The following is a 17171-nucleotide window of genomic DNA, read 5'->3' as shown; positions in this document are numbered from 1 at the left end:
GATGGACGCCAGGACCAGGCCGCGCTCGCGCAGGGCGGCACGGTCGGGGGTCAGCGCGGGCAGGGCCTCCTCGACGGTCCGGTCCTGCTCCGGGGTGAGGTGGCGGCGCAGCTCGGCGAGGCCGCGGGTCAGTTCCGCGACGGCGGCGCGGAGTTCGGGATCTCCCGTCGGACCGCCGACCGTGCCGTAGTTGAAGCCGACGTTGCCCTGGCCGCCGTTGACGTTGGCGACCGGTCCGTAGTAGTTCGTCGTGTCGCTCACAGCTTGAACCCCGTGTTCCCCTGGCCGCCGTTGACGTTGGCGACCGGCCCGTAGTTGTTGGTGTTGTACTGGTGTACGACCGCGGTGAACTCGGCCTCCGGGTTGTCGATCGCGTACGCGATGCGGCCGGCGATCTGTTGCAGTTCCCCGAGGCTCGGCAGGGTCACCACCAGTGCCGTGCCGCTGGCCACCTGGACGGACAGCACCGGCTTCGGCGGCGCGAACAGGTCCTTGACGGGGACGACCAGCGCCGCGACGCACAGGACGACCAGGAGCGCGGGGTTGTCGGCGCCCCCACCGCCCGGGTGGTCCATGGCGTTGAGCGCGACGTAGGCCAGGTAGACCAGGAGGGCGCCGAACAGCCACTTCAGGCACCGGACGAGCGCGGCGAGCCGGCTGGGCCGGAACATGAAGGCGTCGACCATCGTGATGTTGTGGAGAGGGAAGGCCGCCGAACCGGCCCACAGCATGCGGCGGCTGACCCGGAGGACGAGGGCGTCACCCGTCCCCCCGGAGGGCGGCGCGGAGGGCGGGGGTGGTGGCGCGGACGGTGGGACGGGCGGTGGCCCGGGCGGCGGCGCGCCGTAGCCGTTCGTGTCGTTCATGTACTCCCCCGATGTGCCTGCGTTCCCGCAGCGTACGGCCTAGTCCCGGCCCTCGTACAGGCTTTCCACCCGGGCCGCGAAGTCCGCCAGGACGCGGTCCCGGCGGAGTTTCATCGACGGGGTCAGGTGGCCGGCCGCCTCGGTGAAGTCCGTCGGGAGGACGGCGAAGCGGCGGATGGACTCGGGGCGGGAGACCAGCTTGTTCGCCTCGTCCACCGCGCGCTGGAGGACGGCCGTCAACTCCTCGTCTCCGATCAGGAGTTCCGGTGGGACGGGGTGCTTGCCGAGCATCTGGCGCCAGTGGGTGATGCCGTCGGGGTCGAGGGTGATGAGCGCGCCGACGTAGGGGCGGCCGTCGCCCACCAGCATCACCTGGGAGATCAGCGGGTGCCGGCGCAGCCAGTTCTCCAGCGGGGCCGGGGCCACCGACTTGCCGCCCGCCGTGATCAGCAGCTCCTTCTTGCGGCCGGTGATGGTCAGATACCCCTCGTCGTCCAGCGTGCCGAGGTCGCCGGTCGGCAGCCAGCCGTCGCGGGTCGCGGGGACCACCCCGCCCGCCTGGGCGTCCCAGTAGCCGCGCAGCACGTGGTCGCCGGCGACGAGGATCTCGCCGTCCGCCGCGATCCGCACCCGGGTTCCGGGCAGCGGCCAGCCCACCGTGCCCAGCCGGGGCTTGAGCGGCGGGGTGACCGTCGAGGCGCCGGTGGTCTCGGTCAGGCCGTAGCCCTCGAAGATCTCGATGCCCGCGCCCGCGTAGAACGCGGCGAGGCGCCGGCCGAGTGGGGAGCCGCCGCAGATCGCGTACCGGACGCGGCCGCCCATGGCGTTGCGGATGCGGCGGTAGACCAGCGGGTCGTAGAAGGCGCGCTGGGTCTTCAGGGCGCGGCTCGGGCCGGTGCCGGTGCCGGTCTGGCGGGCCTCCAGCGCCTCGCCGTAGCGCCGGGCCACGGCCGCCGCCCGGTCGAACACCGCAGTCCGGCCGCCCGCCTCCGCACTGGCCCGCGCGGAGTTGTACACCTTCTCCAGCATGTAGGGGATCGTCAGCAGCGCGGTGGGCCGGAAGGCGGCGAGGTCGGGCAGCAGCTCGTCCGGGGCCAGGCTGGGCGCGTGGCCGAGGCGGACCCGGGCGCGGACGCAGGCGATGGCCACCATCCGCCCGAAGACATGGGACATGGGCAGGAAGAGCAGCACCGACGGATCGTGGTCGTGCGCCTTGAACACCGGGTGGAGGAGTTCGATGGCGTTGTCCACCTCGGCGAAGAAGTTGCCGTGGGTCAGGGCACAGCCCTTGGGGCGGCCGGTGGTCCCGGAGGTGTAGATCAGGGTGGCGAGCGTGTCGGGGACGAGCATGCCCCGGCGTACGCCCACCTCCGAGTCCGGCACCCCCGCGCCCGCGTCGGCGAGCCGGGCCACGTGGTCCTTCTCCATCACCCACACATGGCGTACGTCGGGCAGGTGCGGGAGTTCGGGGCCGATCGCGGCGGCCTGGGCGGCGGTCTCCGTGATCAGGGCGACCGCGCCGGAGTCGTGCAGGATCCACCGGGTCTGGTAGGCGGAGGAGGTCGGGTACACCGGCACGGTGACCAGGCCGGCCGCCCACGCGGCGAAGTCCAGCAGGGTCCACTCGTAGGTCGTACGGGCCATGATCGCGATCCGGTCGCCGGGCATCAGGCCCTCGGCGATCAGTCCCTTGGCCACCGCCTGCACCTCGGCGGCGAACCGCGCGGCCGTCAGGTCCGTCCAGCGGCCGCCGGGCAGCTTGCGGCCGATCACGACCGCGTCGGGGGCCGACTCCGCGTTGTCGTACGGCAGGTCGGCGAGGGAGCCGTGGGTGACCGGGGGCGCGAACGGCGGCACCGACACCTCCCGCACCGCGCCGTCCAGCCGCCGTACGTCGGGCTGTACGAGGACCGGCCGGCCGTCGTAGTCGACGGCGGAGACGGGGGCGCCGGAGGAGGCGGGGGCATTCGGGTACGACGTGGACACGGGCGGCTCCTCCTGCGTGCGTGCACCGGCGGCGGGCCCCTGTGCGGGCGGGGTTACCGCTGGTCAGGCCTGGTGATCGTACGGCTCCGCTGTGAGGGGGTTGTGCGGGTTCCGGGAGGGTCCGGGGCCGGGGATGTGCAGCCTCGGGGGGTGCGGGACCGCCCGACTTACCTCCGGTAACGTTACTTCAGAGTAGGCAATCCCGGAGAGACCGCTGGGGCGTGACCCGATGCACACCGTGACCCTCGCCGCGCCGCCCGCGCTCGGCCCCCTGCTGGCCCGGGGCGCCCTGTGCTCCCCCTTCAAACGGCCGGCCCCCGGCGCGCCCGTCCCCCGCACCCGGCTGGTGCTGCCCGGCGTACGCGTCGACCTCGCCCGCCTGGCCGCCTACGAACGGGTCTGCGGCTTCCCCACCGGCGAGTCCGCCCTCCCCCTCACCTACCCGCACGTCCTCGGCTTCCCGCTGGCCATGCGGCTGATGAGCGGCCGGGACTTCCCGCTGCCGCTGCTGGGGCTGGTCCACACGTCCGTCGAGATCGAGCGCGGTGCCGCGCTGCCGGCCGACGGGGAGTACGAGCTCTCGGTGTGGGTGGAGGAGCTGGCGGCACGCCCGCGCGGGACCGAGGCGGTGGTGGCCACGGCCGTACGGGCGCGGGGCGAGGTGGTGTGGTCGTCCCGCAGCGGATACCTGGCCCGGGCCGGAGGGCCGCGACGCCGTGGGCCCGCGGACCACGGGCAGAGGCTGCCCGTCCTCGCCGAGTGGCGGCTCGCCGAGGACGTGGGGCGGCGGTACGGGGCCGTGTCCGGGGACCGCAACCCCATCCACCTGCACCCGCTCACCGCCCGGCTCTTCGGCTTCCCCCGGGCCATCGCCCACGGCATGTGGACCCTCGCCCGCTGCCTCGCCGCGCACGGCACCCCGGCCCGGGCCGTCGTACGGGCCCGGTTCCGCGCGCCGGTGCCGCTGCCGGGGACGGTGGCCTACGGGGCGGACGGCTCGGGGCGGTTCGAACTGCGGGGCGAGGGCGGGAGGTTGTGTCTGGAGGGGACGGTCGGGGGGAGGTGAGGAATACGCGGCCGGGCGGCCGTCCTCCCTGCCGGAAGCCGACCGCCCGCCCGCACACGCGTCCGGGCAGCCCGCGGGTCAGAACACCCGCATCGCGATCCGGCCGAGGATGACGCCCGTGTGCCCCCCGTACACGAGCAGGACCGCGACAACGGCGACCAGCAAGGCGCCGAGGACGATGTTCCGGGCGAGGCGCGCGTTCATGTGAGTTGCCTTTCTTCGACGGGTTCGGGGCGGGTACTCGTTCCCACGGTGAGTACGGTGTCGCAGCGGTCGCGGACCGAGTCGTCGTGGGTGGCGATCACGACCGCGCAGCCGTCGTCGCTCATCGAGCGCAGGACGTCCACCACCATCGTGGTGTTGTCGTGGTCGAGGGCTCCGGTCGGTTCGTCGGCCAGGACGAGGGCAGGCTGCTTGACGATGAGCCGGGCCAGTGCCACCCGCTGCTGCTCGCCGCCGCTGAGCCGGTGGACCTGTTCCTTCTCGCGTCCGGCCAGGCCGACCCGCTCCAGGGCCCGGGCGATGGTCGGGGCGTCCTTGCGCGCCCGGCGCGGTTTCATGGCGACCGCGAGGTTGGCGGCGACGGTGGCGTTCTCGATCAGCGCGTAGTTCTGGAAGAGGTAGCCGAGTACGTCGCGCCGGTAGCGCCGGGTGGCGCGGGGGCTGAAGCGGGTGATGTCCCGGCCCTCGTGCCGCATCGCGCCGGCGGTCGGTTCGTCCAGCAGTCCGAGGCAGTTGAGCAGGGTCGACTTGCCGGAACCGCTCGGGCCCGTCAGCGCGAGCAGCTCCCCGCGGGCCACCGTGAAGCCGAGGCCGGACCAGAGGGTGCGGGACCCGTAGGACTTGGACAGGTTCTCGATCTCGATCATGCGGCAACTCCTGCGCGGTGATGGGGACTCACGACTCGGTCGCGCCTTCCTTGACGATGCGGCGGTGGAAGACGGCGAGCGCGAGCAGTACGGCCGCCACCTCCACCGCGACGAGCGCGCCGGTGACACCGAGGTCGAGCCCGGTCAGCTCGGCGGCGGGGCGGGGTGCCGGTATCCCGAGGGCCTTGAAGCGTTCGAGTTCCTGGTTCTTCTGCCACACCTGGTAGGGCAGCCACCCGGCCAGGAGCAGGGCCAGCAGACCCTCCAGGAGCAGTACGGCGCGATGCGTGGCGGAGAAGGTCCACCCGCTGATGTGCCGTACGAAGATCGCCTGGGCGTTCTTGCGCGAGTGGACGATGCAGACCCCGACGCCGGTGATGAGCAGCACCGCGACGGCCACGGACAGGTTGAACAGTTGCACCCTGAAGTCGCCCACGAGGTCGCGCAGTTTGTCCGCCGCGTTCTGTGCGACCGGGGTCATGGACATCACGTACGTCTCGAGGTGACGTTCCTTGACCCCGGCGGAGACGTCGTCGGGGTCGGGGAACACGACGCCGCCCTGCGAGGCGTAACTGACGTACAGCTTGTCGCTGACGAGCGGGGAGCCGTTCGGGAAGACGATGACGACGGGGTCCGCGGCCCAGGAGTCGTCCGCGCCCGGGTGTTCGCCGTCGCGCCGCTGGCCGTTGGGGTTGTACGTGAAGACACGCTGGCCGTCCCTGGACCACTCCGTGCTCACCCGGTCCGCGCGGACGGCGCCCGGGTCGACGGGGTTCACCAGGCCGGGGACCTGTGCGCGCAGAGGCTCGGCGTACGGGGCGAGGTCCTCCGGAAGCAGCAGCCGTATCCGGTCGGGGCCCGCGGTCTTCGGGGTGTGGCGGTGCCCGGAGCGGTCGAGCACGGGCTGCGCGGCGAGGAAGGACTCGTCGACGATCAGGACGTCGCGGTTCATCAGGGCGCCCAGGCCAGGACCTCTGATGTTCCGGTGGCCCACGAAGATGATCTTCCCGTCCTTGTCGGCCGCGCGCAGCCACGGTGCCACGTGCGTCTCCATGGCGTGCAGGCCCGATTCGCTGGACACGCTGCCGTTGAAGGCGATCGACGTGGTGGAGCCGATCTTCGCGTAGGCCCGGCTGCTCTCCTGCCGGGCCATGACGTCCTGGCCCGCCAGGACGACGGCGGAGGCGATGCTCAACGCCAGCAGGAGCGCCGGGATGCGGACGAGGTACGCGCACACCGCGGCGGTCCGCGAGGGCAACTGGCCCTTCAGAGCGGACAGTACGTCGGTCTGGGACATGAGGGCGAGCATGGCCGCGTGCGTGGCGACGGCCGTCAGGCCGAGTACGGCGGTGACGCCCAGGGCGACCTCGGCGAACGTGCCCAGCCAGGCGCAGCCGTTGTAGAGGCCGAGCATCAGCAGGGTCGCGGCGGCCACCACGGCGAAGGCGACTGCCCAGAACGTCCACAGCTGGCGCAGGTCACGGCGCAGGATCCGGCCGGTCGACATGCCCTGCAGACGCAGTACCGCGTAAGCCTTCGAGTTGAGCATCACGCCCGCGCCGGTCATCGTCACGACGGCGAGCGCGACCACGAAGAACGAGCGGTACAGGGCGCCGCCCACATACGTCACGCTCAGCTGGTCGACCGCGAAGGGGTGGTTGACCGTCGACTTCAGCCCGAGGCCGTCGAACATCCGGGCGAGCTCCGCCGCCGAACGGTTCGATCCGAACACGTAGTAGAAGCCGCGGGGATCGCGCAGCCCCAGCTCGCTCACGGGATGCACATCGGTGCGGTAGTCACGGCTGAAGGCGGGATAACCCTGTTTCAGCCAGTCCGAATGCGGGCCGCCCGGGGCGAGATAGAGGTGCCGGCGGCCGGACGGGTCCTTCAGGTCGAGGACTTCACGCGCCACGGTCGCGTGGTGCTCACGCGCGAATCCCGCCACCTCACGAGCCACGCGCGAGCCACTGGCCGAGTCGTCGGAGTCCGTCACCCATACGACGGCCGTGTGCCCGAGCACCCAGTCCTCGTCGAGGCTTCGCAGGAACAGGAAGGCGAGGACCGCGGAGTACGCCAGCACGGCGGCGTGGACGAACTTGATACCTCGATGCAGCATGGGGGGCCTTGGTCAGGGCACTGCGGGGGCGCAACGCACGGGATCGGACTGGAAGCGTGTGGTCCGCCCGTCGGACGGATGTCGCCACGGGGCGGACCACTCGGCATGCGCGTCCGGGCGATCACGCCCGGACGGGATCAGCAGGTGGTCTTGTAGTAGGTCTTGTTGCCGGAGAGCGCGGCCTCGACCTGCGTGATGCTCCAGTCGCCCGAGGGGGCCGTGTCGCTCTGGATCGTCTTGCCGACGGAGGTGGATCCGTGGCACTTGGACGGGTGGTAGTAGTCCGACCACACCGTGGCGGTGCCGGCGCCGTAGTCCCACGTGCCTCCGCCCACGCTGACCGTGGTCGCCAGCGCGGGAACGGCCCCCGCCACGACGAGGACACCGGCAGCCGCACCGGCTCTCAGGACATTCTTGAACTTCACGGAAGACACCTTCGCGTTGTCCGAAAATTGACGAAGGCCGATCCTGACAGCGTTAAATGATCATGACAACTACGTGTATCCGGCACGCAATTCGAAGATGGCTGAAACTATGCTGTCGATCATGCGCTGCGCCGGGGGGACCCCATGCACAACAAGGGTCTCCGACAAAGTGACTACGGAATCGCGTCCGATGCCATGCGGTGCAGGTTGGCTTGAAACGATCGTTCCTGCGTGACGCCACGCGACGCCGGCGGGAGCTCAACCGCGCCGGCGCGGGACCGAGGGCCGACACGGGTGGTGGCTGATTCAGCACGGTCGGGACGCGGCCGGTGCCCTTCGGCCGGCACCGGAACCGGTCGGCCACGGTCGGGCATCACGCCCTGTCGTGCCCCTAGGGAGTTTCGTTCGAATCGGCCCGGGTGCGCCCTGATCCGGACGAAACCCCCTGGTCCCCCTCCGGCGGCGGGCTCCAGACCCTGCCTCCCATGAGGTTGCCCAGACCCGACCAGGCGAAGTTCATGAGCATGGAAGCGGCCTGATGGGCCGTCACCTCCGGGGTGCCGTTGGCCCACGCGGCGAGCGACTCCGCCGCGCCGACCAGCGCCTCGGCGAGCCCGGCCACCTCGCGCTCCGGCAGGCCGGGATCCCGGTGCGCCTCCCGCGCCGCCACCGCCACCAGCCGCGTCACGAAGGCGACGATCTCCGCGCGCATCGCCGCCGCCTCGGACACGAACGGCTCACCCTGCCTGCGGGCCTGGAGATACAGCACCGACCAGCCGTCCGGATGCTCCGCGGTGTGCGCGAAGAACGCCCGCAGTCCGTGCCACAACTGCTGCTCGACGGGCAGGTCCAGGCGGACCCCGGCGCGCACGGCCGCCGTGAGCGCGGCCGCCTCCCGGCGGATGCAGGCGGTGAAGAGGTCTTCCTTCGAGTTCAGGTACAGATAGACCAACGGCTTCGAGACGCCCGCGAGTTCGGCGATCTCGTCCATCGACGCGGCCGCGTACCCGCGCTGCCCGAAGATCCGCACGGCGGCGTCGAGCATCTGCCGCTCGCGCACCGCCCGCGGCATCCGCTTGGTCTTCACGGCACCCATGGGGCAAGACTAGGACCTGCCGTTTGGATCACGCCGCAGAAGCGGGGCTCACCGGCATGACAGGGCGCCGCCGTTGCCCTGCGACCTGATCCGGACGACAGGCCGTGGTTCGGCCGGGTGCCGTACCCGGACGGGCACGCGTCGGCCGGGAACGACCCGTCGACCCGGGCACGCGCTAGCTGGAGGCGGTGGCCCCGCCCTGCGCCCGCGCGACGTCGTCGGCCAGGTCCTCCTGGCTGCGGTTGGCCTCCAGATTGGCCTTCATCCGGTCGACCTTCTTCACGATCCGCACCGAGGCCCGGTCCCGCTCCTTGCGCAGCACCACCCAGCTGATCGGCGCCGACAGGACCAGGGAGAGCAGCAGCACCCACAGGAAGTTGGAGTCACCGAAGCCGCGCGGGAAGATGCCCGAGTAGACGGCTCCCCAGACGATCACGAGGCAGCCCGCGAAGATACCGAGGCGCATCAGCGTGTAGCGGAGCATCTCAATCCACTCGTCCGTTTCCAAATAGGGTCATCGTCCAGTGAAGCACGCCCCGGGGACGATCATGCAAGGGGGTCGTACAAGGGGGTGTACGGGCGCCGTGCGCGGGTCAGCGCAGCGGCAGCAGCATGACGATCTCGTCGCGGTCGTCGCCGGGCCCGACCCGGATGGCGTCCGGGACCCGGCCGACCTCCTTGTAGCCGCAGGAGGCGTAGAACCGCTCCAGGCCGTGCCCGCCCCGGCAGGTCAGCCGGATCGCCTCCACGCCCCCGAGGCCACGGGCCGCCTCCCCGGCGGCGGCCATCAGGTCCCGGCCGTGGCCCCGGCCCTGATGGCGGGGGTGGACCATCACCGTGTACAGCCACAGCCAGTGCGTCGTCAGCCGGTGCGTGGTGCGGGCGAGGAAGGCGGCCGCGGCCACCCGGCCGGCCTCGTCGCGACCCACGAGCAGCCGGGTGCGGCCCTCGGCCATCGCCACGAAGTGGCGCACCAGCTCGGGCCGTATCTCGTCAGGGGTCACCGGGGGTACGAAGCCGACGGAACCGCCCGCGTTCGAGACGTCCGTCCACAGGTCGAGGATGCCGTCGCGCAGGGCCGGGGTGATCGCGGGATCCAAGGTGAAGGTAAGTGGCACCAGCGGAGTGTATCCATTACCCGAGGGCTCGGACCGCCACCTCGAGATCGGCCACCAGGCCCTCGTACGCGGCCCTGCGGTCGTCGTCCCGCGCCCGCAGCACCGAGGAGGGGTGCACGGTCGGTACGAGGCGTTCGGGGCGGCCGTGGATCTCCCGCTCCAGCACCGTGCCGCGGACCTCGCCCACCCGGAAGGACGACCCCAGCAGGGCCTTGCCGGCCGTGGCGCCCAGGACCACGATCAGCTCCGGCTCCACCAGCGCCAGCTCCGCCGCGAGCCAGGGGCCGCAGGCCGTCATCTCCCTCAGGCTCGGCGCCTTGTGGATGCGGCGCTTGCGGGGCTCGGCCCGCGTGAACTTGAAGTGCTTCACCGCGTTCGTCACATAGGTCTCGGCGGGATCGATGCCGGCCTCTTCGAGCGCCCGGTCGAGCAACTTGCCCGCCGGGCCGACGAACGGTTTCCCCTGACGGTCCTCCTGATCGCCGGGCTGCTCCCCCACGAGCATGACGCGGGCGTCGGCACTCCCGGCGCCGAAGACCGTCTGGGTGGCGGGACCGTGGAGGGGGCAGCCGCGACAGCCCGAGGCGGCCTGGCGCAGGGCGCCGAGACCGGCGCCCTTGGGGACGAAGGGTGCCGCGGTGTACTGGTCCTCGGGGGCCTTCGTGGTGGGCATGCCGGGCGAGTACCCCTCGCTCCGGCGGAGAAGCGAGGGGTTGTCCAGGCCGTCACCCGGCTGCGGGCGCGTCGTGGCTGGTCGCGCGGCTCCCCGCGCCCCTTGGGCCGGACCAGGCGCCGTCGGCTGGAATCGGGCCCCGCGTCCCTTGGGCGGGGACGCCGGGGCCTCGCCCCGGAAGCGGCCGAATCGTCAGACCCGCATCGGCTGGGGCTCGTCGCGGCGGGACGGGTCCGGGCCCTCGTACTCGCGGATGATCTCGTAGCGGGTGTTGCGTTCCACGGGGCGGAAGCCGGCGTCGCGGATCAGCTCCAGGAGGTCTTCCCGGGTCAGCTTGTTCGGCGTGCCGTAGTTGTCCGCGTCGTGGGTGATCTTGTACTCGACGACCGAGCCGTCCATGTCGTCCGCGCCGTGCTGCAGGGCCAGCTGGGCGGTCTGCACGCCGTGCATCACCCAGAAGACCTTCACGTGCGGCACGTTGTCGAACAGCAGCCGGGACACCGCGAACGTCTTCAGCGCCTCCGCGCCGGTCGCCATCTTCGTCCGCGCCTGGAGCGTGTTGCGTACCTTGCCGTCCTTCACGTCCACGAAGTCGTGCTGGTAACGCAGCGGGATGAAGACCTGGAAGCCGTTCGTCTCGTCCTGGAGCTCGCGCAGCCGCAGCACGTGGTCGACGCGGTGCCGCGGCTCCTCGATGTGGCCGTACAGCATGGTGCACGGGGTCTTCAGACCCTTCTCGTGCGCCAGCCGGTGGATGCGGGACCAGTCCTCCCAGTGGGTGCGGTGGTCCACGATGTGCTGCCGGACCTCCCAGTCGAAGATCTCCGCGCCGCCACCGGTCAGCGACTCCAGGCCCGCGTCGATCAGCTCGTCCAGGATCTCCGAGGCGGTCAGCCCGCTGATCGTCTCGAAGTGGTGGATCTCGGTCGCCGTGAACGCCTTCAGCGACACGTTCGGCAGCGCCTTCTTCAGCTCCCGCAGCGACCGCGGGTAGTACCGCCACGGCAGGTTCGGGTGCAGACCGTTGACGATGTGCAGCTCGGTGAGGTTCTCCGACTCCATCGCCTTGGCGAGCTTGACGGCCTCCTCGATGCGCATCGTGTACGCGTCCTTCTCGCCCGGCTTGCGCTGGAACGAGCAGTAGGCACAGGACGCGGTGCACACGTTCGTCATGTTGAGGTGACGGTTGACGTTGAAGTGGACGACGTCACCGTTCTTGCGGGTGCGCACCTCGTGGGCCAGACCGCCGAGCCAGGCCAGGTCGTCCGACTCGTACAGCGCGATGCCGTCCTCGCGGGTCAGCCGCTCCCCGGAGCGGACCTTCTCCTCCAGCTCGCGCTTGAGCCCGACGTCCATGGCAACACCTTTCTACGACAGCCCGACCAACGGTATCCCTAGACCTCTTCGGGCAGCTCCCCGACCCGGTTCTCCCACTTCGTGGACAGCACGATGGTGGTACGGGTCCGGGAGACGCCCTTGGTGCCGCTGAGCCGGCGGATGGTCCGCTCCAGCCCGTCCACGTCCGACGCCCGGACCTTGAGCATGTACGAGTCGTCGCCCGCGATGAACCAGCAGTCCTCGATCTCCGGCAGGTCCCGCAGCCGCTGGGCGACGTCCTCGTGGTCGGCCGCGTCGGAGAGGGAGATGCCGATCAGGGCGGTGACACCGAGGCCGAGCGAGGCCGCGTTCACCGTGGCCCGGTAGCCGGTGATGACACCGGCCGCCTCCAGCCGGTTGATGCGGTCGGTGACGCTGGGGCCCGACAGGCCGACCAGGCGCCCCAGCTCCGCGTACGAGGCCCGGCCGTTCTCCCTCAGGGCCTGGATGAGCTGCCTGTCCACCGCGTCCATGCGATCGAAGCCTTCCGGTGAAAGTTCCTGGAGTGATGAGAGGTACGTACTGCTAGTCGCCCCGGGTGCCGTCCGGCAGGCCGCCGCCCAGGTCTCCTCGCCAGCGCCGGTACAGACCGTGGGCGACACCCGCCGCGTCCAGCACCCGGCCGGCCACGAAGTCCACCAGGTCCTGGATGTGGGTGGCGCCCGCGTAGAAGGCGGGCGAGGCCGGTACCACCGAGGCGCCGGCGTCGTCCAGGGCGACCAGGTGGCGCAGCGTCTGGCCGTTCAGGGGGGCCTCCCGCACGGACACCACCAGCGGGCGGCGCTCCTTCAGCGTGACGCTCGCCGCGCGCTGGAGGAGGTCCTTGGACAGGCCGAGCGCCACGCCGGCCACGCAGGCGGTGGAGGCGGGCACGATGAGCATGCCGCGGGCCGGGTACGAGCCGGAGGACGGTCCGGCCGCGAGGTCGCCCGCCCTCCAGTAGCGGACGCCGCTGACGTCCACGTCGAAGGTCCCGGGCTTGCCGTCGGCACCCCGGGCCAGCCATTCCGCGAGGTCGTCCTGCCAGTGGGCGTCACGGAAGGGCAGGCCCGTCTCGTCCAGCAGCGTCAGCCGCGAGGCCCGGCTGACCACCAGGTCCACCGCTTCCCCGGCCGCCAGCAGCGCCCGCAGCACGGCCGCCGCGTACGGCGTGCCGGAAGCTCCGGACACCCCCACGATCCAAGGCACGCGCTGCGTTTCTCCTGCGTTCACACCTTGAGCCTACCGGCGCGCGCACAGGGGCTCAGGACCGGTGGGGGTTCCGGCCATCCGGCCGCAGCGCCCTCGCGGGGCGGGGGCGGGCTAGACGGTGAGTCCCCGTACCAGCAGGTCCAGCAGGGCGCACACGAAAAGCGCGATGCCGATGAACCCGTTGACCGAGAAGAACGCCCTGTTCAGACGGGTCAGGTCATGCGGCCGGACGATCCTGTGCTCGTAGACGAAGGCCGCCGCGACGATCACCAGGCCGAGCCAGAAGAACGCGCCGGCGCCGGTGGCCAGGGCGTACCAGACGAACAGGGCCGTGGTGACCGTGTGGCACGCGCGGGCGCCCCAGATCGCGGCCGGGACGCCGAAGCGGGCCGGGACCGACTTCACGCCGATCTCGCGGTCCGTCTCCACGTCCTGGCAGGCGTAGATCAGGTCGAACCCGCCGATCCAGACGCCGACGGCGAGGCCCAGGATCACCGCGTTCCACGACCACTCCCCGCTGATCGCCAGCCAGCCGCCGACCGGGCCCATGGCCTGGGCGAGGCCGAGGATGGCCTGCGGGAAGTTGGTGAACCGCTTGCCGTAGGGGTAGACCACCATCGGCACCACCGCGACCGGGGCCAGGGCCAGGCACAGCGGGTTGAGCAGGGCCGCCGCGCCCAGGAAGACCACCAGGGCGATCAGCGCGCCGGTCCAGGCGTGCCGGACCGACATCGCGCCGGTCACCAGTTCCCGGTGCGCGGTGCGCGGGTTACGGGCGTCGATCTCGCGGTCGATGATCCGGTTGACCGCCATCGCGAAGGTGCGCAGGCCGACCATACAGACGGTGACCAGCAGCAGCCGGCCCCAGTGGATGTTCTCGTCCCACTCGTACATCGCCGTCAGGGAGGCGATGTAGGCGAAGGGGAGCGCGAAGACCGAGTGCTCGATCATCACCAGGCGCAGGAACGCCTTGGTCCGGCCCGGCTGGGCGATTGCGGCAGCGCTGCTCACAGCCCGTACTCCTTCCAGCGGCGGTCCACCAGGGCCGCCGTATCCGGGTCCGAGAGGACCATCTCCGGCCACCCGCCGTCGCGGGTGTAGCCCTCCTCCGGCCACTTCCGCGTGGCGTCGATGCCCGCCTTGCCGCCCCAGAACTGCTGGTAGGAGGCGTGGTCGAGGTGGTCGACGGGGCCTTCGACGACCGTGAGGTCACGGGCGTAGTCGGTGTTGCCGAGGGCCCGCCAGGCGACCTCGTGCAGGTCGTGGACGTCGCAGTCGGCGTCCACGACCACGATCAGCTTGGTGAGGGACATCATGTGCGCCCCCCAGATGGCGTGCATCACCTTCTGCGCGTGCTTGGGGTACTTCTTGTCGATCGAGACGATCGCGCAGTTGTGGAAGCCGCCGGCCTCGGGCAGGTGGTAGTCCACGATGTCCGGGACGATGATCTTCAGCAGGGGCAGGAAGAAGCGCTCCGTGGCCCGGCCGAGGGGGCCGTCCTCCGTCGGGGGGCGGCCGACGACGATCGACTGGAGCAGCGGGCGCCGGCGCATCGTCACGCAGTCGATCCTCAGGGCCGGGAACGGCTCCTGCGGGGTGTAGAAGCCGGTGTGGTCGCCGAAGGGGCCCTCGGGCAGCGTCTCGCCGGGCTCCAGCCAGCCCTCCAGGACCACCTCGGCGTGGGCGGGCACCTGGAGCGGGACCGTCTTGCAGTCGGTCATCTCGATCCGCTTGCCCGCGAGGAAGCCGGCGAAGAGGTACTCGTCGATGTCGCCGGGCAGGGGGGCCGTGGAGGCGTAGGTCACGGCGGGCGGGCAGCCGAAGGCGATGGCCACCGGGAGGCGCTCGCCCCGGCGCGCGGCGACCTGGTAGTGGTTCCGGCTGTCCTTGTGGATCTGCCAGTGCATGCCGATCGTGCGCTTGTCGTGGCGCTGGAGGCGGTACAGGCCCAGGTTGCGGACGCCGGTCTCGGGGTCCTTGGTGTGGGTCAGGCCCAGGTTGAAGAAGGAGCCGCCGTCCCCGGGCCAGGTGAACAGGGCCGGGAGCCGCTCCAGGTCCACGTCGTCACCGTGCAGGACGACCTCCTGCACCGGCGCCTCCTTGACCTTGCGCGGCGGGACGTGGGCCATCGCGCCGAGCTTGCCGAACGCCTCGCGCACGCCGACGAAGCCGTGCGGCAGCTCGGGCCGCAGCAGGCCGCCGATCTTGTCGGAGATCTCGTCGTACGACTTCAGGCCCAGCGCCTTCAGCAGCCGGCGGTCGGTGCCGTACACGTTCATGGCGAGGGGCAGGTCCGAGCCGCGCACGTTCTCGAAGAGGAGCGCCGGGCCGCCGGACTTCTGCACCCGGTCGACGATCTCCCCGACCTCCAGATACGGGTCGACCTCGGCCTTGATGCGCTTGAGGTCGCCCTCGCGCTCCAGCGCCCGGAGCAGGGAGCGAAGATCGTCGTAAGCCATGTGCCCCAGTATCGCCGACGTACCGCTTTGTCCCGGTGCCCACCCCCCGGTTCCGGCCCGGTGCGGGTCAGCGGAAGACGGCGACGGGGTACTGGAGGACGACCTCCCGGGCGTCGGGGTCCCAGCTGGTCACCTTGCCCAGGCAGTGCGCCTGGAACTGGCCCTCGGGCAGTTCCTTGTCCGGGGTGAGCAGGCCGTCGCCGCGCAGCACGACCCTGAGGTGCGCGGTGGGGCCGCCGTCGGCGTAGGGGGCCCGCATCAGCAGGGTGCCGCCCCGGCTGTCGGCCGCCTCGAACCGGCCGGTGACCATGACGAACTCCCCTATCTCGCTCAGCGGCACCGTGGTGGCCGGTCCGGTGCGGGCCAGCTCGCCGAGGAGGGCGCGGTTGGGGAGGACGGTCCCGGAGTCGGGCCGCAGCCGGACCTCCACCAGGGCGTCGCCCCGGCGCAGCACGGACAGCAGCAGGCCGATCACGGAGATGGGCTCGCTGTTCTCCACGTACTTCGCGACCACTTCGGTGGTGCTGCCGCCGGTCACCTTCAGCAGCAGGGAGACCAGCGGGATGACGGCGAGGCAGCCGGCGTTGCGGATGCGCCGTTCCTCGACCTCCTTGCGCAGGGCCGCCTTGTAGTTGCCCATCTTGAACAGGCCCATGACCGCGTCGTTGTCGAGGTACAGGGGCAGATAGGCGGGGTCGGCGGCGGTCTTGCCGAGCCGGGCCAGTCCGCGCCGCAGCGCCCGCCCGGCCAGCACGAGCAGGCCGGCGAGGGCCAGCAGCCACCAGGTCATCGGGCCCCACCAGGCGCTCCACCAGGTGCCGTCAAGAACAGCCACGGATCTCCTTGAACGCGGTGGACAGGGAAGAGGAGCGGGCGTCGGCCAGGCGTCCGCCGGTCAGCTCGGCGGCCCGGCGCAGCTCCGCCGCGTCGGCGTCGCCGAAGCGGACGGGGTAGGTGCGCACGGCGCGGACGTCGGCGGGGCGGGCGCGGTAGCGGGCGGCGAAGGCGGCCGGGCCGATGCCCGCGTTGTTCTCGCCGTCCGTCATCAGCACGATGGACACCAGCCGGGCGGGGTCGGCGCGCAGGGCCTGTTCGGCGGTGCGGTAGCCGTGGTCCAGGGCGGTCCAGACGGCGGTGGAGCCGTCGTAGCCGTCCTCGGCGACGAAGCCGGCGAGCGTCTTGAGGTCGGCGGGGCCGCGCACGGTGACCGTGCGCTCGGCCAGTGGGTGGCCGCCGAAGCGTACGACGGTGAGCCGCTCCCCCTGGTGGAAGCGGACGAACTTGGCGCGGGCGGAGCCGTCCGCGCCGCTGAGCGCGGCGAACGCGGCGCGCAGGGCGCGGGTGCGGGCGCCGCGCATGGAGGCGGAGAAGTCCAGCAGGAAGATGACCTGGTCGGCGCCTCGGCGGGCCGGGTCGCCGTAGTCGGCGAGGAGGCGGTCGAGGACGGCCGGGTCGTCCGGGTAGTACAGGGCGTTGTCCAGGGGCGCGGTCAGCCGGGCGTCGCGGGGCACCTCGGTGCTGACCGGGCGGCGCAGGGTGCGGCGCATGATCTCGCGCTGGTGGCCGGGGGCGGTGAGCCAGTCCACCACCCGGTCGTAGGCGTCGCGGCGGCCGGGGTCGAGCAGGAGCAGCGGGTAGTCCGCCAGGACCATGCCGTCGGCGGGGTGGACGATCGTCAGGGGTTCGCGGAGGCGGCCGGAGGCGTTCAGGGCGAGCAGTTCGGATTCGTAGGTGATCAGGGCGTTGGTGCGGCCGGGGCGGGTGGCGAAGGCGTCCAGCAGGGCGCGGGAGCCGGCCGCGGTGAGGGTCTGGCCGGAGCGGAAGCCGCGCAGCCGGTCGCAGCTGACGTCGGCGGGGCGCAGGGCGCGGCCGGTGCCGGCGGCGGCGGTACCGCCGCCGGGTCCGACCCAGTACAAGGAACCGAGATCA

At 71.7% G+C, this 17171-nt stretch carries 19 protein-coding genes; 1 reads left to right on the top strand and 18 read right to left on the bottom strand.

The genetic code is table 11. From position 1 onward, the window contains the following. The 3 genes from H5J33_RS05945 to H5J33_RS05935 form a co-directional block, all read right to left on the bottom strand. On the bottom strand, positions 1-261 hold a 261-nt coding region (locus H5J33_RS05945; RefSeq protein ID WP_181793711.1), incomplete at its 3' end, for a hypothetical protein. After that, a complete protein-coding gene (locus tag H5J33_RS05940) occupies positions 258-866 on the bottom strand; it encodes a DUF6232 family protein (protein ID WP_258564909.1) in 609 nt (202 codons plus the stop codon). The genes H5J33_RS05940 and H5J33_RS05945, both read right to left, overlap by 4 nt. 39 nt (positions 867-905) lie before the next feature. Further along, entirely contained in the window at positions 906-2852 is a 1947-nt protein-coding gene (locus H5J33_RS05935) for a long-chain fatty acid--CoA ligase (protein WP_181793710.1), read from the bottom strand. 229 nt (positions 2853-3081) lie between these two features. On the opposite strand from H5J33_RS05935, the gene H5J33_RS05930 reads away from it, so the two are divergent. Next, a complete protein-coding gene (locus H5J33_RS05930; protein ID WP_181793709.1) occupies positions 3082-3918 on the top strand; it encodes a MaoC/PaaZ C-terminal domain-containing protein in 837 nt (278 codons plus the stop codon). A 78-nt stretch (positions 3919-3996) separates the two neighbouring features. On the opposite strand, the gene H5J33_RS37210 is transcribed toward H5J33_RS05930, so the two are convergent. The 15 genes from H5J33_RS37210 to H5J33_RS05860 all read right to left on the bottom strand — a co-directional run. Next, positions 3997-4122 carry a hypothetical protein gene (locus H5J33_RS37210; protein ID WP_258564908.1) on the bottom strand — a complete coding sequence of 42 codons (126 nt, stop codon included), beginning with the start codon at positions 4120-4122 and terminating at the stop codon, positions 3997-3999. Beyond that, complete coding sequence (locus H5J33_RS05925; protein ID WP_181793708.1) at positions 4119-4787, bottom strand: ABC transporter ATP-binding protein; 669 nt, start codon at positions 4785-4787, stop codon at positions 4119-4121. The genes H5J33_RS37210 and H5J33_RS05925 overlap by 4 nt, the downstream gene beginning before the upstream one ends. Before the next feature lie 28 nt (positions 4788-4815). Then, positions 4816-6903 carry a hypothetical protein gene (locus H5J33_RS05920; RefSeq protein WP_181793707.1) on the bottom strand — a complete coding sequence of 696 codons (2088 nt, stop codon included), beginning with the start codon at positions 6901-6903 and terminating at the stop codon, positions 4816-4818. A 137-nt stretch (positions 6904-7040) separates the two neighbouring features. Then, entirely contained in the window at positions 7041-7328 is a 288-nt protein-coding gene (locus H5J33_RS05915; protein ID WP_181793706.1) for a lactococcin 972 family bacteriocin, read from the bottom strand. 391 nt (positions 7329-7719) lie between these two features. Continuing rightward, complete coding sequence (locus H5J33_RS05910) at positions 7720-8424, bottom strand: TetR/AcrR family transcriptional regulator (protein ID WP_181793705.1); 705 nt, start codon at positions 8422-8424, stop codon at positions 7720-7722. 175 nt (positions 8425-8599) lie between these two features. Next, positions 8600-8908 (bottom strand): DUF4229 domain-containing protein, encoded by a 309-nt coding sequence (locus H5J33_RS05905; RefSeq protein WP_030778266.1) that lies wholly within the window; start codon positions 8906-8908, stop codon positions 8600-8602. Positions 8909-9017: 109 nt separating this feature from the next. Beyond that, positions 9018-9542, bottom strand: a complete 525-nt coding sequence (locus H5J33_RS05900) for a GNAT family N-acetyltransferase (protein WP_181793704.1) — start codon at positions 9540-9542, stop codon at positions 9018-9020. Positions 9543-9558: 16 nt separating this feature from the next. Further along, positions 9559-10215, bottom strand: a complete 657-nt coding sequence (locus tag H5J33_RS05895; RefSeq protein WP_181793703.1) for a UdgX family uracil-DNA binding protein — start codon at positions 10213-10215, stop codon at positions 9559-9561. A gap of 192 nt (positions 10216-10407) precedes the next feature. Then, a complete protein-coding gene (gene mqnE, locus H5J33_RS05890) occupies positions 10408-11571 on the bottom strand; it encodes an aminofutalosine synthase MqnE (protein WP_181793702.1) in 1164 nt (387 codons plus the stop codon). Between the two features lie 38 nt (positions 11572-11609). Beyond that, positions 11610-12065 (bottom strand): Lrp/AsnC family transcriptional regulator, encoded by a 456-nt coding sequence (locus H5J33_RS05885; RefSeq protein WP_030601569.1) that lies wholly within the window; start codon positions 12063-12065, stop codon positions 11610-11612. Between the two features lie 52 nt (positions 12066-12117). Continuing rightward, a complete protein-coding gene (locus H5J33_RS05880) occupies positions 12118-12780 on the bottom strand; it encodes a UbiX family flavin prenyltransferase (RefSeq protein WP_181793701.1) in 663 nt (220 codons plus the stop codon). Positions 12781-12894: 114 nt separating this feature from the next. After that, entirely contained in the window at positions 12895-13794 is a 900-nt protein-coding gene (gene mqnP / locus H5J33_RS05875; RefSeq protein WP_181793700.1) for a menaquinone biosynthesis prenyltransferase MqnP, read from the bottom strand. Beyond that, a complete protein-coding gene (locus H5J33_RS05870; protein ID WP_181793699.1) occupies positions 13791-15242 on the bottom strand; it encodes a menaquinone biosynthesis decarboxylase in 1452 nt (483 codons plus the stop codon). Before H5J33_RS05870 ends, mqnP begins: the two co-directional genes overlap by 4 nt. A gap of 67 nt (positions 15243-15309) precedes the next feature. Further along, positions 15310-16077, bottom strand: coding sequence for a hypothetical protein (locus H5J33_RS05865; protein WP_181793698.1), 768 nt, complete (start codon positions 16075-16077; stop codon positions 15310-15312). Continuing rightward, on the bottom strand, positions 16064-17171 hold a 1108-nt coding region (locus H5J33_RS05860; protein ID WP_181793697.1), incomplete at its 5' end, for a VWA domain-containing protein. The genes H5J33_RS05865 and H5J33_RS05860, both read right to left, overlap by 14 nt.

The organism is Streptomyces sp. WELS2, assembly GCF_013870595.1.
Classification (GTDB): Bacteria; Actinomycetota; Actinomycetes; order Streptomycetales; family Streptomycetaceae; genus Streptomyces.
This window is presented reverse-complemented; position numbering and strand designations above follow the sequence as displayed.

What these genes read in the sequence shown, in the direction of transcription:
- H5J33_RS37210 (WP_258564908.1), bottom strand. Translation starts at nt 4,122, where the DNA reads ATGAACGCGCGCCTCGCCCGGAACATCGTCCTCGGCGCCTTGCTGGTC.
- H5J33_RS05910 (WP_181793705.1), bottom strand. Translation starts at nt 8,424, where the DNA reads ATGGGTGCCGTGAAGACCAAGCGGATGCCGCGGGCGGTGCGCGAGCGG.
- H5J33_RS05930 (WP_181793709.1), top strand. Translation starts at nt 3,082, where the DNA reads ATGCACACCGTGACCCTCGCCGCGCCGCCCGCGCTCGGCCCCCTGCTG.
- H5J33_RS05895 (WP_181793703.1), bottom strand. Translation starts at nt 10,215, where the DNA reads ATGCCCACCACGAAGGCCCCCGAGGACCAGTACACCGCGGCACCCTTC.
- H5J33_RS05885 (WP_030601569.1), bottom strand. Translation starts at nt 12,065, where the DNA reads ATGGACGCGGTGGACAGGCAGCTCATCCAGGCCCTGAGGGAGAACGGC.
- H5J33_RS05920 (WP_181793707.1), bottom strand. Translation starts at nt 6,903, where the DNA reads ATGCTGCATCGAGGTATCAAGTTCGTCCACGCCGCCGTGCTGGCGTAC.
- H5J33_RS05925 (WP_181793708.1), bottom strand. Translation starts at nt 4,787, where the DNA reads ATGATCGAGATCGAGAACCTGTCCAAGTCCTACGGGTCCCGCACCCTC.
- H5J33_RS05870 (WP_181793699.1), bottom strand. Translation starts at nt 15,242, where the DNA reads ATGGCTTACGACGATCTTCGCTCCCTGCTCCGGGCGCTGGAGCGCGAG.
- H5J33_RS05940 (WP_258564909.1), bottom strand. Translation starts at nt 866, where the DNA reads ATGAACGACACGAACGGCTACGGCGCGCCGCCGCCCGGGCCACCGCCC.
- mqnE (WP_181793702.1), bottom strand. Translation starts at nt 11,571, where the DNA reads ATGGACGTCGGGCTCAAGCGCGAGCTGGAGGAGAAGGTCCGCTCCGGG.
- H5J33_RS05905 (WP_030778266.1), bottom strand. Translation starts at nt 8,908, where the DNA reads ATGCTCCGCTACACGCTGATGCGCCTCGGTATCTTCGCGGGCTGCCTC.